The sequence below is a fragment of the Paenibacillus shunpengii genome, from assembly GCF_042684905.1.
Lineage (GTDB): Bacteria > Bacillota > Bacilli > Paenibacillales > Paenibacillaceae > Paenibacillus > Paenibacillus shunpengii.
The window spans coordinates 92,446-110,239 of record NZ_JBHUMJ010000004.1; the positions used below are offsets into that span (position 1 = coordinate 92,446).

Genomic DNA, 17,794 nt, shown 5'->3' on the forward strand with positions numbered 1-17,794 from the left:
TCCATGACAGTATCATCTAATGAATTGCTACAAATGGCGATCGATGCGGCAGACGATAAGAAAGCAATGAACATTGTTGCTCTGGACCTGAGAGGTATTTCTTTGGTGGCTGATTACTTTGTCATTTGTCACGGTAACTCAGATACACAGGTTCAGGCGATCGCGACAGAAGTTCGTAAACGTGCGCAAGAGAAGAACGTAAAAATCAACGGAATCGAAGGCATGGACTCCGCCCGCTGGGTTTTGATGGACCTTGGGGACGTCGTTGTTCATGTATTCCATCGCGATGAACGCGAGTATTATAATATTGAAAGACTTTGGTCCGATGCCAAAGTGGTGAATACGGTATGAGTTTAATTGCAGGCACGGTCGTTACCCTCCCGGTCGCTCGGGAAGTGTCGCCGTATGGATATTTTTTGACAACGGGCAGCGAGGATGTACTGCTGCATTATACAGAGCTGACACGCGAAATTAAGGTAGATGAGCAGCTGGAAGTGTTTATTTTTTACGATACAGAGGATCGCCTGGCGGCTACGATGAAGAAGCCTTTTCTAACCCTAGGTGAGATGGCAAAGCTGGTTGTAGCAGACGTTCATCCAAGACTAGGCTGTTTTCTCGAAATGGGGCTGGGCCGGCAATTGCTGCTGCCTATCCGCGAATTGCCGGAAATGAAAGAACTTCATCCTCAGGTTGGCGATGAGGTTTTTGTTATTATGGAGCATGACAAGCAGGGCCGGCTTCGGGCCAAATTGGCCGGAGAGCGCGAGCTTGCACCACTAGCCTTTCATGCCCCGACGAGCTGGATGAATGAGTGGGTTGAAGCCACGGTGTACAAGCCGCTGCAGATGGGTACCTTTGTCCTGGTGCATGGCGGTGTGCTTGGCTTCGGCGCAATCGGAATGATTCATTCTTCCGAGCGAAGCCGTCTCTTGAGACTGGGTGAAACCGTGAAAGCACGGGTTACGCTGGTGCGAGAGGATGGCCGGGTGAACCTGGGAATGGCTCCGCGTAAAGAGATTGGAATGAACGAGGATTCAGATCGCATTTTATCCTTCCTGAAGGACCGTCCTAACGGAGCTATGCCATACTCTGATCAGACTCCACCTGATATTATCAAGTCCAAGTTCGGCATCAGTAAGTCAGCGTTTAAGCGCGCACTTGGTAAGCTGATGAAGGAAGGACATGTAACGCAGAAAGAGAACTGGACTTACCTTGCAGGTCACGAGGATAAGCCAGCTGAATAAACAGTGTTCCTGCCTGAGTAGCATTGATAGGTTTGTCTGTTCAGTTTCATGCACTTGATCTTGCATGATTGAAGTGAAGCGAAGCTTTCGCACTAAATCATGTACGGGTGTTTATGGGTGCTCCTGCCTCTAAACATAGAAGCAGGAGCACCCACCCTTTTTGCCCCGTCTTGGGTGCAAAAAGGTTTTTTAATAAGCGAGTCTGTTCTGAGACGATGCGGAATGGAGGTTTTTTTGTGAAGTCTGTTGAAAAATGGGTTCACGTGGTAGTGAGGTTTTTGGATGAAGAACGACTTTTGACGAAGTCAACCGGAGAGATTCAGCCAAAAAGCGAACGCAGCGCGAGCCTCTTTATTTTTCATCATATATCTTTACTTCTTCAATGAATAAACCTTCACCTTTTCACATCAGGACCCAGTCAAACCCGCTTATTAACTTCAGCTTTTTACACTAAGTTTTCATATGAAAGTGGTGTCAAACATGTCCTATCGGAAATTTGCCTATGTATACGACGAACTTATGGAAGATATGCCATATCCGGATTGGCTGCGGTTTGCTAGAACAGCTTGGGAGAAGCATGGCATACCAAAAAGCATTGTCGAGCTCGGCTGCGGTACCGGTTCGATTACGATTCCGCTTGTGAAATCGGGCTTTGAAGTGACAGGCATCGATCTATCTGCAGACATGCTGTCTGTTGCCCGCCAGAAGCTGGATGAGTCACCGCAAGGGAACCGCTTTTTCCGAGAAGGCACCATTCGCTGGGTTCAGCAGGATATGCGGGATTGGGAGCTGCCTGAGCAGGCAGATACGGTCATTTCTTTTTGTGACAGTATTAATTATTTGCTCAAAGAAGAGGATATCGTAAGGACATTCCAGAGAACCTATGCCGGTCTTAAGCCGGGCGGAATATTCCTGTTTGATGTACACCATCCGAATACGTTTGTTCGTTATGATGAGGAGCAGCCCTTTGTGCTTGATGAAAAATCGATTTCTTACATATGGACCTGTGACTTCCATCGTCCCACGTATGAGATTGAGCACCATCTCAGCATATTTACACGAGCCGAAGAGAGTGGACGGGATATGTACCGTCGATTCGAGGAGATTCATAATCAAAGGGCGTATGATCCGGTGTGGATGCAGCTGGAGCTGCACAAGGCAGGCTTCTCTGATGTGCAGATTTACGCTGATTTTGAATGGAAGCCTGCAGGGGAAGACGCTTCGCGGTTATTTTTCGTTGCGGTTAAGCCTCTATGATAAATTTGGAGTACTAGATGATTGAGCGAGGGTTCCTTCTACAGGAGTCCTCGTATTTTTGTCTTAAGCTGGCTGGATGTGATGAGGAAACGGAGGGAAAGCCTTGTTTGAACTGCTGATTACAATGACGGAGCGTATTGGTATCATCGTAACGATTGCGTTTATCGTATCCCGGCTGCGTTTTTTTCGGACCATGCTGAGCCTGGACAAGCTGACTTCCGTTCAACAGGTGCAAGCGGTACTGGTGTTTGGTGTACTGGGTATTATCGGAACCTATACCGGACTTACAGTACATCCTGATTCATTGGCACTCAACAAATGGATGCTTGAGGTATCTCAGGAGGAAGCCATCGCTAATTCCAGAGTCGTTGGCATCGTAATGGCTGGTCTCTTTGGTGGATGGAAGATTGGGCTAGGTGCCGGTTTGGTTGCCGGGCTGCACCGTTTTACCCTGGGAGGCTTTACTGGCCTTGCGTGCGGGCTTGCCACGATATTGGCTGGAATTCTGGCAGGGGTATTTCGTAAGACAGGCGGACAGATCCGGTTCTCGAAAGCACTCTTCCTCGGAGCGGTCGCTGAATCCCTGCAAATGCTAATTATTTTGCTGCTGGCAAGACCTTTTGAGCAGGCACTCAGCCTAGTGGGGTATATCGGTCTTCCGATGATCGTTGCGAATGGAATCGGGTGTGCCCTCTTTTTACTTATTATTCGCTCTGTCGTTAACGAGGAGCAGAAGGCAGCTGCTCAGCAGGCACAGACTTCACTTCGTATTGCCCGCCAGACGCTGGGATATATGCGGCAGGGGATGAAGCTCAAATCAGCTGAAGCGGTATGCCGAATTCTGTTCAGTGAGGTTAAGGCCAGTGCTATTGCAATGACAGATCAGCAGGTTATTCTGGCTCATATTGGAATCGGGGACGATCATCATGTGGCAGGACGGCCGTTGCAGACGGAGGTGACTCGGCACGTGATTGAGCAGGGAGAAATGCTCATTGTAGACAACGAGGAGATTCATTGTCAGCAGCAGGGCTGCCCACTCGGTGCAGCGGTAATAGGCCCGTTAAAACAGGGAGGCCAGACTGTAGGGACCCTGAAATTTTATTTTCGCAGCAAAAAGGAAATAACGCATGTAACAACGGAGCTCATGTCTGGACTCACCATGCTGCTAAGCTATCAGCTAGAAGCTGCCCAGCTGGCTGAAGCCAAAGAGCTCGCACGGGAGGCTGAGATTAAGACACTGCAGGCACAGATTCATCCTCATTTCCTGTTCAACACGATGAACACGATTTTGTCATTAACGAGAATAGACGTGGACAAGGCTCGCAAGCTGCTTCGTAGCTTATCGGATTATATCCGCAAGAATCTGACAGCAGCCACGGCGGAACAATCGACGCTACTAGAAGAACTTCAGCATCTGCGCTCCTATCTAAATATCGAAGAAATAAGATTTGAGGATAAGCTTACAGTTCATTATGATGTCAAGGAGTCCGCCCTGCAGGCCATAGTTCCGCCACTTACTTTGCAGCCGCTAGTGGAAAATTGTATCCGGCACGGCTTCCGCAACAAGACAGCGCAGTGTGTTATCCACATCGAAATCACAGATGATCCGGTTACTGGTGTATCGGTGCTGATTAGAGATAATGGAGAAGGAATTATGGAGGAACGGCTTAGTCAGCTCGGCACACAGAGGATAGAATCCTCAACAGGTACCGGGCTTGCAGTGTATAACGTATCTCGTCGATTGACTCTGATGTATGGAATAGGAGCTTCGCTAGAGATTAAGAGCAGTGAGCATATAGGCACGGAAGTGAAGTTCCTCATTCCACCAGCATCTGCAAGCGGGAGATCAGACCAATGAAAGGCAGGGATCATACCTAATGACAGAGAGAATCAGAACTTTAATTGTGGACGATGAACGATATAGCCGGGAAGAGCTTGGGTATCTATTGGCGCAATATTCCTCCGTTGAGCTGGTAGGAGAAGCAGAGTCGGGGGAGCAGGCGGTCATGAAGGCAATTCAACTGCAGCCTGATGTGGTATTTCTAGATGTTGAGATGCCGATTATGAACGGACTGCAGGCCGCGGAAGCCATGATGAAGATGAAAAGCCCGCCAAAGATGGTGTTCGCAACGGCTTATCCTCAGTTCGGAGTGGATGCGTTTCAAGTCGAAGCGCTCGATTATCTGCTCAAGCCAATTGACGAAGAACGCATGGCTGAGACCGTCAGGAGAATGGAGAGAGCAATCCTAAGTCCACATCAGGAGCCGTCATCTCCTGCGCAAATGAAATCTAGTGGGAAGCTGTCTATAGAGGAAGAAGGAGAGATTCACTTCATTGACCCGGATGACATCATTTATCTATCCCGTGAAGAGCCTTATACGAAAATTGTCACTGTTCATCAAGTGCATCAAGTTAAAACGCCGCTGAAGCACCTGGAGGCAAAGCTCAGACTCTACCCGTTCTTTCGTATTCACAAGAGCTATATGGTTCACATGAAATATGTGAAAAGGCTGGTTCCATGGTTTAATGGGGCATATCAGCTTGAACTGAAAGGAAGCAGTGAGCTGCTGGCCGTAAGCCGCAATTATGCAAAATCGTTCCGCGAAGCAATGGAATTATAACAAAGCCGGGCACTTCTTTCATTGCATTTCATCACATATCTGATACACTTCACAGCGGATTTAATGCGTCTTGTCTCAAGATAACGACATGATAATCGTAAATTGCCCCTTAGCTTAATCATTTATTTATAATGAATGTAAGCGATTTCATGAGGAGGCGGTCATTTTGATTACATTTATCATATCCATCTTGCTGTTGGTACTCGGTTACTTCACGTATGGAAAATATATCGAAAAGATGTTCGGGGTTAAAGATTCACGTTCGACCCCTGCCTATGTAAATCAGGACGGTGTAGACTATCTGCCGATGAGTACAAGCAAGAACTCCTTGATTCAGCTGCTCAATATTGCCGGTGTCGGCCCGATTTTTGGCCCGATTATGGGAGCGTTATATGGACCTGTCGCTTTTTTATGGATCGTATTCGGCTGTATTTTTGCCGGAGCGGTACATGACTATTTGACCGGTATGATCTCCATTCGCAACCGCGGAGCCCACCTGCCTGAGCTTGCGGGTAAGTTCCTTGGAAAAGTAATGAAGCATGTTGTAAACGCATTCGCTATTTTGCTGCTCATCTTGGTGGGAACGGTGTTCGTCACTTCTCCAGCGAGCCTGATTCATAACCTGATAGAAGGACGAATCGGCATGGGACTTATACTCATCGCTATTTTCGTTTACTACATTTTGGCTACATTGCTGCCGATTGATAAGATTATCGGTCGTTTCTATCCAATCTTTGGTGCACTGCTCTTGATATCTTCAGTGGGTGTCGGAGCTATGCTGATCTTTAAGCAAGCCCCAATTCCTGAACTGACGCTGACGAACCTCCATCCGGATAATCTGCCGATCTTCCCGCTGTTATTCCTGACGATTACATGTGGTGCCTTGTCAGGCTTTCATGCGACGCAGACACCGATTATCTCACGGACGACACAGCGTGAAGGGCAAGGACGCAAAATCTTCTACGGTATGATGATCGCAGAGGGGATTATTGCCATGGTATGGGCTGCAGCAGCGATGAGCCTGTTTCAAGGTCCGGTTGGCTTAAATGAGCTGCTTGCAGAAGGAGGCACCGGGTTAGTTGTAAGTGAGGTAGCGAAGGTGACCCTTGGTGCATATGTGGGTACGCTTGCCGTGCTTGGCGTTATTGTCCTGCCGATTACTTCAGGCGATACAGCGTTCCGAAGTGCGCGAATGATCATTGCAGACTACATCAAGCTGCCGCAGCTTGATATTAAGAGACGGCTGATCATTGCTGTTCCGCTCTTCGTTATTTCGATCGTACTGACTCAGATTGACTTTAACATCCTGTGGAGATATTTCTCTTGGGCGAATCAGGCAACGGGTGTCATTGCCTTGTTTGTCGGAGCGATGTATCTGTATGTCGCACGGAAGAACTTCTGGGTAGCCCTCATTCCGGGAGCTCTAATGCTGTACACAACCATGGTTTATATCCTGAATGCAGAGATTGGCTTCCGTATGAGCATGGATGCTTCGTATATCGGAGGAGGAGTCATTAGTGTTGTATTGGTTGTTGTCTTTTTCAGAGCTGCACAAAAAGCACGCGCCAATGAGCTTCCTCTGGACGTCGATGTATCGGATTACAACCGGGCAGCCTGAGCTTGAATGAACAGGTAGATTATATGTTCTAATAAGAGCACCGCTGCAGTGCGGATCATCTTGAGATGACGGGCTGCGGAGGTGCTTTTTATTATATTCCACACTTTTTTAACCACATATCAATTAACTTCATTTACTCTATAGAACTGGACAACTAATTGGGATATAATGGGTAGGGAAATCAAGAGAGGGCAGGTGTAACGTCGATGAAATTTAGTGAATATCGTTATGAAAGACCGGATGTAGCTCAGTTCGAACAAGAGTTTGGCAGTCTGCTTACCGTATTTCGCGAAGCAAAGAATGCGGACGATCAAGCCCAAGCGATGAATGAGCTCAACAAGCTCAGAGGAGCCGTAGCCACACAGCTGACACTTGTGTCCATTCGTCATTCCGTGGATACCAACGATGAGTTCTACAAGGCTGAGAAGGATTTTTCCGATGAGACGACACCGCTGTTTCAGAAATACATAACAGAGTACTATGAAGCTCTAGTCCAATCTGAATTTCGTCCAGAGCTCGAAGCCCGTTTCGGGAAGCAGCTGTTCCAACTCGCCGAGCTCGAGATCAAGACGTTCAGCCCTGACATCATTAGTGATCTGCAGCTTGAGAATAAGCTGTCAACGGAATACTCCAAGCTGATTGCATCTGCCAAGATTGAGTTTGAAGGTGAGGAGCGCACACTGTCCCAGCTGATCCCGTTTGGCGAATCGACAGATCGTTCCATGCGGAAACGGGCGGAGGAAGCACGTACCGCCTTTATGAGCGAGCATGAGGAAACGCTGGACCGCATCTATGATGATCTGGTTAAGGTAAGAACAAGCATGGCGATCAAGCTGGGCTTTAACAATTTTGTAGAGATGGGCTATGCCCGCATGAGCCGTATTGGCTATAACGCCGAAATGGTTGAGAAGTTCCGCGCTCAGGTGCTGGAGCATATCGTACCGGTAGCCTCCAAGCTCAAGGAACGTCAGCGTAAACGGATCGGCGTAGACGAGCTCTACTACTATGACGAGAATGTAGTCTTCCCTACTGGGAATGCAACGCCTAAGGGGGACCCGGAATGGATTGTCCAGAACGGGAAGAAGATGTACGATGAGCTGTCACCGGAGATGAGTGAGTTCTTCAACTTTATGCTCGATAATGAGCTGATGGATCTGGTCAGTAAAAAAGGAAAGCGCAGCGGTGGATACTGCACGTTCATCTCAGACTACAAAGCACCGTTTATCTTCTCGAACTTTAACGGAACATCCGGAGATATTGACGTACTGACCCACGAGGCAGGCCATGCTTTTCAGGTGTATCAGAGTCGTGACCTTGGCGTTCCTGAGTATATGTTCCCGACACTTGAAGCTGCCGAGATTCATTCCATGAGCATGGAGTTCTTCACTTGGCCGTGGATGGATCTATTCTTCGAGCATGAAGTGGACAAATACCGATTCGAGCATCTCGCAAGCGGCCTTACCTTTATTCCTTACGGAGTATCGGTAGATGAATTCCAGCATTTTGTCTATGCGAATCCAGAAGCGACTCCAGCAGAACGGAAGCAGGCATGGCGTGAGATCGAACGGAAGTATCTGCCGCATCGCAATTACGAGAACAACAGTTATCTGGAGCAAGGCGGCTTCTGGCATAAGCAGGGCCACATTTTCAGCTCTCCGTTTTACTATATTGATTACACCCTTGCTCAAATCTGCGCGTTCCAGTTCTGGAAGCGTTCGAGAGAGGATTATGCTGCGGCATGGGCCGATTATTTGAATCTCTGTCGTCAGGGAGGAAGCAAATCCTTTACGGAGCTGGTGGCCATCGCGGGCCTGATCTCTCCATTTGAAGAAGGCTGTGTCACTTCGGTGATCGGCACGATTGAAGAATGGCTCGACAGCGTGGATGATACGGCACTGTAAGACGGACATTATACTGACCACAAGGCGAGATTGAAATCAAGCTGTAAAACGCAATATTTGACTTTATCCTTGTCAATCTTGTATAATGATCCCGATTATTATTGAATTTTCGATGAAGAGGAATAGTAATAGCGCCTGTGTATTTCAGAGAGCCAGCGGTTGGTGCAAGCTGGTTGCCGGAGCACTATGAACTCGCCTTGGAGATATGAGGTTAGGCTAATTGTTCAGCATTTGGTAAGCCTCATCGGTTCACCGCCGTTACAGGGTGCTTAAGGGAGTGGACGACGAAGCACGTTTGTCCGCTAACTAGGGTGGTACCACGGGAATTACAACCTCTCGTCCCTAGCGATGACACGCTATGGGATGCGGAGGTTTTTTTGATTATAGAATTCATTTAGTTACGCTAGCTGAACCATTCTGTAATCGCGTGGAGAAGTTGGTTATGATGACGAGGAGGATGCACATTGAGTCAGAAAGAACAGCCGAAGCACGGCTATAATCCCCAGGTAATTGAGCCGAAATGGCAGCAATACTGGGATCAGAACAAGACATTTAAGACAGAGGAAAATCCGGACAAACCGAAATTTTACGCCCTGGATATGTTCCCTTATCCTTCAGGTGCAGGACTGCACGTAGGACATCCAGAGGGCTATACGGCAACTGATATCGTGTCCCGATACAAGAGAATGCGCGGCTACAACGTGCTTCACCCGATGGGCTGGGATGCCTTTGGACTTCCTGCTGAGCAGCATGCTATTGATACGGGACAGCATCCACGGGATATTACCGTGAAGAATGTCAATAACTTCCGCCGTCAGATCAAATCACTCGGCTTCTCTTATGACTGGGATCGTGAGATCAGTACGACAGATCCTGATTACTACAAATGGACACAGTGGATCTTCATCCAGTTGTATAAGCGCGGTCTGGCCTATGTATCCGAAGTGCCGGTAAACTGGTGTGAAGAGCTTGGAACAGTGCTTGCTAACGAAGAAGTCATCGACGGTAAGAGTGAGCGCGGCGGATTCCCGGTTGTGCGCAAGCCAATGCGTCAATGGGTGCTGAAGATTACGGAATATGCCGATCGTTTGCTTGATGACCTGGACGAACTGGATTGGGCAGAGAGCATCAAGGATATGCAGCGGAACTGGATCGGAAGATCCAAAGGTGCGGAGGTGACCTTCCCTCTCGAAGGTCATGATGCAGGGGTTACGGTATTTACTACCCGCCCAGACACCTTATTCGGTGCAAGCTATGCGGTACTTGCTCCAGAGCATGAACTGGTAGCAGACATCACAACAGCTGAACAGCGTGAGGCCGTTGAAGCATACGTCGAGAAGGCTTCGCGGAAGAGTGATCTCGAACGTACCGATCTTGCGAAGGAGAAGACAGGTGTATTCACAGGGGCTTATGTTATCAATCCTGTAAACGGGGCTAAACTGCCTGTATGGATTGCAGATTATGTACTGGCTGGTTATGGTACAGGTGCAATTATGGCCGTTCCGGGTCATGACAGCCGTGACTGGGAATTCGCCAAGGAGTTTGGACTTGATATTATTGAGGTGGTATCCGGCGGAGATGTAACACAAGAAGCATACACAGGCGACGGAGCTCACGTGAATTCCGGCTTCCTGGATGGTCTGCATAACGAAGAAGCGATTGCAGCTGCGATCTCATGGCTTGAAGAGAACGGCAAAGGTCAAGGTAAAGTTACCTACCGCCTGCGGGACTGGCTGTTCAGCCGTCAGCGCTATTGGGGAGAGCCGATTCCGATTCTGCATTTGGAAGACGGAACGATGAAGACTGTGCCTGAGGATCAGCTGCCGCTGCTATTGCCTGAAGTAGAGCAAATCAAGCCTTCCGGTACAGGAGAATCTCCCCTTGCTAATGTAACGGAGTGGATTAATACCGTAGATCCGGAGACGGGCATGAAGGCTCGCCGTGAGACGAATACGATGCCGCAATGGGCGGGAAGCTGCTGGTATTACCTGCGCTTCATCGATCCTCACAATGACAAGGAGCTTGTCTCGAAGGAGAAGCAGCGGGAATGGCTGCCGGTAGACCTTTATATCGGGGGAGCAGAGCATGCCGTGCTTCATCTGCTGTATGCCCGCTTCTGGCACAAAGTGCTGTATGATCTGGGAGTTGTCGAGACGAAGGAACCGTTCCACAAGCTGGTGAACCAGGGCATGATTCTTGGAACCAATAACGAGAAGATGAGTAAATCCCGCGGTAACGTCATTAATCCAGATGATATCGTTGATAACTTTGGTGCGGATACACTGCGTATTTATGAGATGTTTATGGGACCGCTTGAAGCGACCAAGCCTTGGAACGAAAATGGCGTTGAAGGCGCACACCGCTTCCTGGCTCGCGTATGGCGCCTGTTTATCAATGAGGATGGCACTCTGAACGAGAAGATCAGCGATCAAGGCACCGAGGAATTCAAGCGTACATGGCATAAGACGATTAAGAAAGTAACGGACGATCTGGAGCACCTGCGCTTCAACACGGCGATCAGTCAGCTGATGATCTTCATTAATGAAGCATACAAGGCAGAGCGTCTTCCGCGCGAAGCAATGGAGAACTTTGTTCAGCTCTTGTCACCACTCGCTCCGCACATTGCAGAAGAGCTGTGGTCCCGCCTTGGTCATGAAGAGAGCGTTACTTATGTTGCTTGGCCGGACTACGATGAATCACTCACGGTAGATAAGGAAGTTGAGATTGTAATTCAGATCAATGGTAAGATTGTACAGCGTGCACACGTTGCAGCTGACCTCGATGCCAAAGGTCTTGAAGCCCATAGTTTAGAGCTGCCTGCCATTAAAGAAGCACTTTCTGGCAAAACAATCCGTAAAGTGATTGCGGTACCAGGCAAGCTTGTTAATATTGTTGCCGGTTAATTTCACCCGCTCCGAATTCGGCATCCAGCTGTTCCAGGTCCTCCTCGTATTTTGCATGCGTCACCTGGATCAATTGGTCGAATACGCCAGCTAGGTTGGAATCCAATAAATTCAGTGCCTTGGCGGTAATACCGCCAGGGACGGCAACACGTTTTTGGAGCTGTGACGGTGTCATGGCTCCTTCTGTTAACAGCTTACCCGTTCCAAGGAGCATTTCACTGGCCAGGCAAGTGGCTTCCTCATGATCAATTCCGGTATGCTGCACAGCTGCCTGGATCCATTGCTCCAGAAAAAAAGCGATGAATGCGGGTCCGCAGCTGGTAAGATCAGAGCTGATTCGGGTAAAAGTTTCTTCTACCTGAACCGGTCTGCTGATATAGGAGAACAGCTGCTCGACCCGTTTTTTATCTTCATCCTTCATTCGATTTCCATGAATACATAGAGATGCCCCGCTTCCTCTTAAATGAGTGATGCTAGGGATGATTTTCGTAATTTTACATGGCAGCACAGACTCCAAATGCCGGATTTGAACCGGGCTTGTAATCGAAATAAGAATATGCTCCGGTTTGATAAAGGGCTTGATATCCTGAGCAACTTCTTTGAATTCATGCGGCTTTACGCATAAGAAGATAAAGTTTGCCTTCATGACGGTTTCCTGATTCGTTTCAGCAGCTTTCAAACCCGGATAGATGGATGAAAGCTTAAGAACTTTGGCATGTGTCCGATTACTTGCCACGATTTGTCTAGCGTCAAGTGCTCCGGAAGCAAGGAAGGCGTTAATGAGTAAACTTCCCATGCTGCCGGTTCCGATAAATCCAACCTTCAACATCTTGAGGTTCCCCCTTTCTTGCTTTACGGTACTTACGCAGGCTTACGTTCTTCTTAGTGTATGCACCAGGTCTTGGACTACATGACGACAAATTTTACATCAATGTCACAATAGTTTAGGAGGTTTATGAGGTGAAGAGAGGAACCATAGCCGTAGCCCTAGCAGTACTGTCTGCAAGCGCGCTCATATTGTTTGGAGGATCTGGAGATTCCGGAACGGAGGAATGGACCGAAATCAGTGACAGAGTTGCTCTATCTGTAAAAGAAGGGGACGAAGCTGCTGAGGCTGGAGCTGAGTCAGCTGAGGTCAAGGAGACGAAGGCTGATGAGAGTACGGAGACAGAAGCTTCATTGGGTATTGGTGAGCAAACTGTAGATGGGCAGTCTGTAAGTGAAAGTAATCCTTCTGCCAAGGCACACGTAACTTCAAGCGAGGTGGAAGAGGCAGTCAGTGATAAGGCAGTGGATCCCTTACCAGAGAAGACGGAGGCTGACCGTGTTGCAGGGGAGGATCTAAGCTCTTCACAAGCGGTGCAAAATACAGAGCCGGCCGCTGACACTATAGCGTCAGCAGGGGCAAGTTCTGCTGCTGAAGGCAAGGTAGCTGTTAACACAGCTGCGCTGGCAGAGCTGATGGAGCTTCCTGGTATAGGTGAGAAAAAAGCACAGGCGATCATCGATTATCGTGCTGAGCATGGACCTTTTCAGAAACCGAGTGATTTAACGAATGTGAAGGGGATTGGCATGAAGATGCTGGAGAAAATGTCTCCCTACCTATATATTAATTAGTAGAATCAATTTCATAATACCTTTGGCTGCTTTAATCAAGAGTATATATAGATCAAAATGGTTTTACTTGTCTATATAGTTTCAAATTCACCTTTTTTATGGTTTATGAAATTGATTCAGTAACAGCGTAATCAATGTCTAAGGAGTAGTGAGGAACGATGTGTGCAGACATAAGAAAAGACTGGGATACTTACTTCATGGATATCGCTTATATGGTATCCACCCGTTCAAGATGCCCCCGCCGACATGTAGGAGCCGTACTCGTACAGGGAAAGAAGCTGTTAGGTACAGCTTATAATGGAGCACCCATGGGTGTACCGGATTGTTCAGAGGCAGGGTGTATGATCTCTGAGGAGTTTGAACTTACGATGCAGGATGGCAAGGAGGTCATGGTGAAGAAGCAGCGCTGTGTCCGCACTATTCATGCCGAGCAGAATCTGCTCTTGTTCACTGACCGAGCCGATCGGGAGGGCTCCTCTGTATATGTAACGGATGAGCCCTGCTGGACTTGTGCAAATATGCTGGCCAACAGCGGGATTACAGAAATTGTATTTCATAGACCTTATCCAAAGGATACGAGCAAGGTCCGCCAGATGATGGAGCATAAAGGGATTACATTCCGTTCGCTCAGCGGGTATGTGCCACCAAGAGAAACACTGATGACCGTATCGGATTAATGGCTCGAAAGTGAGCCTTAACAATTATAATGAAGAGGAAGAACCTCGAAGGCAGCCAGGGGAATGTGGCTTGTATTCGGGGTTCTTTTTTTGTGCTGCAGGAAGGAGGGTCCATTGAAGGGGAGACCGCTGGCCTTATTTTGTGCTTGCTGGATTGTAGGAAGCAGTGCAGCTCATCTATATGATGGGCTAAGACTATATGCCATTGTACTTGGTGTTATCCTGTTTCTCGGTATATTGTTCTACTTCACAGAAATTAGAGGAATGCTGCTTACAGTTTTAATGACGAGCATCGTGCTGTCCTGTACTTATTATGAATGGAATGATCTGAAGAACGTAACTGAGCTTCCCGCCTACATGGAACAGCCTGAGGGTGAGGTACCTGGAATGACGGTTGAGCTTCGAGGTACAATTGCATCCAAAGTCGAGGTAGATGGAGACAGAGTGCAGTTTGTGCTGCTTGCGCATAAGGCAAGAGAGATTGGAGCTCTAGATCCGAATTTGCAAAGCTCTGCCGAGACGGGCACAGATGAGGAAGCAGAAGTAATAACGGATGGGGAAGGAGCATATGGAGGAACGAATAAAGGATCAGTTAGCCAAGAAAATGATGTGCCCACAGAAGCTGCTCCTATGCTAAATGAGAAAATTCAGGTGCAGATCAGGCTGCTTGAAGAGCAGGAGCAAACCATCGCAGACGCATGGCAGCGAGGAGATACACTCACAATGACCGGCACGCTGGAAGCTCCAGGAGAGGCCCGTAATTATGGCAGCTTTGATTACAGAACGTATCTGCATACTCATCAAATTCACTGGCTTGTGAAAGCCAAAGGAATAGACAGTATAGAGCATGACCTGCTGGATACCCTCTATGATCGACATGTCATATTACGATGGAGCGATGCAGCGCGAGAAGAACTCGGAGGCAGAATGGAGGCGATGTTCGAGGAGCCGCATGCCGGTTATATGAAAGGGCTTGTTATCGGGATTGGGGATGAAATAGACCCGGATACCTACGGTGAATTCTCGCAGCTTGGACTTACACACATTCTCGCCATCTCAGGAATGCATGTCGCCATTTACGTCTCTGCACTGCTGTTTGTACTGTCCAAATGCAGACTTAGTAAGGAGACAGCACTGACGATCACCTTATTTTTAGTGCCTGTCTATGTGCTTATATCCGGTTCTTCACCTTCTGTCGTCCGGGCCGGAATCATGTCGATGATTGGATTGTATATGGCAAGAAGAGGTCTCATGAAGGATGGTCTGAACATTCTCTGTCTGACCGCTCTTATTATGCTGCTGGTGGAGCCTTACATGCTGGTGAATGTGAGCTTTCAGCTGTCGTTTCTGGTAACAGCCGGTCTCATGATCTTCGTTCCACTGCTTACTCCGCATTTTGCCAAGTGGCCGAAGATCTTGTCCGGCACGGCGGTTGTAACCATCGCTGCACAGCTGCTGTCTTTTCCAATGACAGTCTATTATTTTAATCAGTTTTCGTTATTATCGTTTGGAGCTAATTTTCTGCTCGTAGGGTTTATCAGCTTCCTTGTACTGCCGTTAGGCACTCTTGCTCTGGCTCTCGTCTACTTGTGGGAGCCCGCGACGAAGCCGATTGTATGGATTACGGAATGGCTGAATAGTCTGACCTTCGATTTTGTCGCATGGCTGAACACCTTTGAGCGATTTGTTCTCATATGGGCGACCCCTCATTTTATGGCGGTAGCAGCTTATTACTTGGTACTATATATTATTTTCTTATTACTTAAAAAATGGAGAACCAGCAGACAGCCGTTAACGCCACGTGATGAGGATACAATTCCGCTAACGGCAGATCACATGATTCATTCAAGAGGGCAGCAGGCTGTTGGCATCATGCCAAGAAAACCAGGTGCATTCTTCCTTCGCGGCGAAACCCGGCTTCAAGGAGCGATTGATGCGCTGCAAATTTCATCCGCTTGGCCCGAGCTGGAGAGCGTGTTTGGACCACAAGGGGCAGGGTATTATGCTCGTGCTCCCTTTCATTTTTTTCACAAGGTGCTGTTGGCAGGTCTGTGTGTAATATTGAGTGCTGGGCTGTTCATTTCTTACCAAGGACCTTACCGAGCCTCCGAGGGGATTGTAGCTGTTCTTGACGTTGGGCAGGGAGACAGTATTCTCATCTCAACGCCGGCGGGCAAGCATATATTGGTGGATGGTGGAGGAACAATCCAGTTTGGAGAGCAGGAGGACTGGAAGCAGCGCCGAGATCCCTATGAGGTGGGGGAGTCACTGCTTGTACCGCTGCTGAAAAAAAGAGGGATTCAGCAGCTCGATGCGGTGATCCTAAGCCATGGCGACCATGATCATGCAGGGGGACTGCAGGCTGTGCTAGAGGATATTCCCGTTTCGACATTTATGTTCAATGGACGGATGACAGATAAAGACGCCTTTCATGAGCTGCTGCAGACAGCACTAGATCAAGGAGTTCGTCTATATGTAGCATATGATGGAATGGTATACGAGCCGGACAAGGATACGAGGCTTACCTTTATGGCTCCAGAAGCTCCCCCTGAGGAGATACATTCTGAGACAGATCACAAGAAGCCTTTGCCTGTATCAGAGGAACAGAATCATGATTCGGTTGTATTCAAGCTCGATATGGAGGAGCGCTCCTTCCTATTTACGGGAGATATTGATGCAGCGGCAGAGCTGGACATATTGGATCGGCTGCGAAGACAGAGTGAACCTGGCAGTCATGAGGATACGGCTCACAACAGGGAAGCCGGAGAACATTCTATTGCTTCGTCAGAAGGTGATATGGAGGCAAAGGCACAAACGAAGCAGCAACCGCCGCCGCCGCAGCTTGTGAGTCCGGTGGACGTGCTGAAAGTAGCACATCATGGGAGCAAGACCTCCACAACTGAGGAATGGCTTGCCTATTGGCAGCCGCAGCTATCTGTCATTTCTGCCGGAGTCAACAATACGTATGGGCATCCACATCCTACGGTCACAGACAGACTGGATCAATACGGCTCGGAAATTTACCGCACGGATACGATGGGAGAGGTTCAGATCCGGGTAAGAGATGGAGTGATGGAAATACGGAGTAAGCTTGGGGAAGATTGAGCCCGAGATCGTGTCACGTGTGAAGTAATCCGTCTGAATATAATCAAAAAGCTGTAATTTAATATTAGGCAAACCGTCTGCTCTTTTCAAAAATGGTCTATTTTGCTAACATAAAATAAAAAAAGCAAAGGAATTGTGAGGAAATGTCTTCCCCTACACTAGAAACAAGAGCATATCAGGAATTACGCCGCCGAATCATATTTGCAGAGTACATGCCAGGAACCCTGCTCTCCGAGAACGACCTTGCGGAACAGCTGAGCATGAGCCGAACGCCTATTAGAGCTGCGATTTCATTATTGGTCACAGAAGGATTTGTCGAATCATTCCGCGGACGCGGCGTGTTGGTTAAGGAAATCAGCTTCCGCGAATATACGGAAATACTCGAAGTCCTGATCTCTCTGCAGCTGTATGTCATCAATGCGGTGGAAAGACGTAATTTGAAATTCGATCTTCAGGAGCTGCAAAGGCATTTAGAACGGCAGCAGCAGGCTAAGGATTCGGGCGATATCCCGGGCTATTATGTGAGCTACCTGGATTTTGTGGAAACGATGATCTATACGATCCGCAATCAGCATATGCTGGGTGTTCTGGAACAAACCAAAGGGAAATTTTTATACCGAATGATTTCATATCGCAAGCAGTTTCCTCATCATCAGCCCTACAAATCTTTGGAATCGAATCAAAAGGCTTATGAAGCCCTTGTAAAAGGAGACTTAGATGCAGCAAGATCCGAAATTATGGGGATCTATACAGCCACGTACGAAACGTTAATAATGAATGGAATTATATAGTTGTCCACAGCGAGCCCATAGCAGGCTCGTTTTTTTTATCGCTATTTTTTAACAATAGTG

The 17,794-nt window shown here is 48.1% G+C and carries 12 protein-coding genes, 1 pseudogene and 1 other annotated feature; of the genes and pseudogenes, 12 read left to right on the top strand and 1 reads right to left on the bottom strand.

Annotated elements, in window-relative coordinates:
- Positions 1–3: 3 nt before the first annotated feature.
- The 8 genes from rsfS to leuS all read left to right on the top strand — a co-directional run bounded on the left by rsfS (position 4) and on the right by leuS (position 11,544).
- The gene (rsfS, locus tag ACFSVM_RS16780) at positions 4–351 is read left to right on the top strand and encodes a ribosome silencing factor (protein WP_076313324.1); all 348 of its coding nucleotides are present in this window, start codon (positions 4–6) and stop codon (positions 349–351) included.
- On the top strand, positions 348–1,244 hold the full coding sequence (locus ACFSVM_RS16785; protein ID WP_076313323.1) for a CvfB family protein: 897 nt from the start codon (positions 348–350) through the stop codon (positions 1,242–1,244). The genes rsfS and ACFSVM_RS16785 overlap by 4 nt, the downstream gene beginning before the upstream one ends.
- Before the next feature lie 480 nt (positions 1,245–1,724).
- Positions 1,725–2,501 (top strand): class I SAM-dependent DNA methyltransferase, encoded by a 777-nt coding sequence (locus tag ACFSVM_RS16790; RefSeq protein WP_090725331.1) that lies wholly within the window; start codon positions 1,725–1,727, stop codon positions 2,499–2,501.
- Positions 2,502–2,604: 103 nt separating this feature from the next.
- On the top strand, positions 2,605–4,359 hold the full coding sequence (locus ACFSVM_RS16795) for a LytS/YhcK type 5TM receptor domain-containing protein (RefSeq protein WP_379263534.1): 1,755 nt from the start codon (positions 2,605–2,607) through the stop codon (positions 4,357–4,359).
- 19 nt (positions 4,360–4,378) lie between these two features.
- Positions 4,379–5,122, top strand: a complete 744-nt coding sequence (locus ACFSVM_RS16800) for a LytR/AlgR family response regulator transcription factor (protein WP_090725333.1) — start codon at positions 4,379–4,381, stop codon at positions 5,120–5,122.
- A 166-nt stretch (positions 5,123–5,288) separates the two neighbouring features.
- Positions 5,289–6,740 (top strand): carbon starvation CstA family protein, encoded by a 1,452-nt coding sequence (locus ACFSVM_RS16805; protein WP_379263537.1) that lies wholly within the window; start codon positions 5,289–5,291, stop codon positions 6,738–6,740.
- 206 nt (positions 6,741–6,946) lie between these two features.
- A complete protein-coding gene (locus ACFSVM_RS16810; RefSeq protein ID WP_379263539.1) occupies positions 6,947–8,641 on the top strand; it encodes a M3 family oligoendopeptidase in 1,695 nt (564 codons plus the stop codon).
- Between the two features lie 103 nt (positions 8,642–8,744).
- Positions 8,745–8,988: a binding site (T-box leader), on the top strand.
- Positions 8,989–9,105: 117 nt separating this feature from the next.
- Entirely contained in the window at positions 9,106–11,544 is a 2,439-nt protein-coding gene (gene leuS, locus ACFSVM_RS16815; RefSeq protein WP_090725338.1) for a leucine--tRNA ligase, read from the top strand.
- Here leuS and comER read toward each other — a convergent pair.
- Positions 11,525–12,388, bottom strand: a pseudogene (gene comER, locus ACFSVM_RS16820) (late competence protein ComER); the annotation flags it as partial. The gene leuS and the pseudogene comER sit on opposite strands and share 20 nt — an antisense overlap.
- A gap of 116 nt (positions 12,389–12,504) precedes the next feature.
- Between comER and ACFSVM_RS16825 the strand changes: the two are divergent.
- The 4 genes from ACFSVM_RS16825 to ACFSVM_RS16840 all read left to right on the top strand — a co-directional run bounded on the left by ACFSVM_RS16825 (position 12,505) and on the right by ACFSVM_RS16840 (position 17,734).
- A complete protein-coding gene (locus ACFSVM_RS16825) occupies positions 12,505–13,161 on the top strand; it encodes a ComEA family DNA-binding protein (protein WP_379263542.1) in 657 nt (218 codons plus the stop codon).
- 158 nt (positions 13,162–13,319) lie between these two features.
- Positions 13,320–13,838 (top strand): deoxycytidylate deaminase, encoded by a 519-nt coding sequence (locus ACFSVM_RS16830; RefSeq protein ID WP_379263544.1) that lies wholly within the window; start codon positions 13,320–13,322, stop codon positions 13,836–13,838.
- Between the two features lie 114 nt (positions 13,839–13,952).
- Entirely contained in the window at positions 13,953–16,943 is a 2,991-nt protein-coding gene (locus tag ACFSVM_RS16835; RefSeq protein ID WP_379263546.1) for a ComEC/Rec2 family competence protein, read from the top strand.
- A gap of 143 nt (positions 16,944–17,086) precedes the next feature.
- Positions 17,087–17,734: a GntR family transcriptional regulator gene (locus tag ACFSVM_RS16840; RefSeq protein WP_379263548.1), complete on the top strand. Its 648-nt coding sequence runs from the start codon at positions 17,087–17,089 to the stop codon at positions 17,732–17,734.
- Positions 17,735–17,794: the final 60 nt, after the last annotated feature.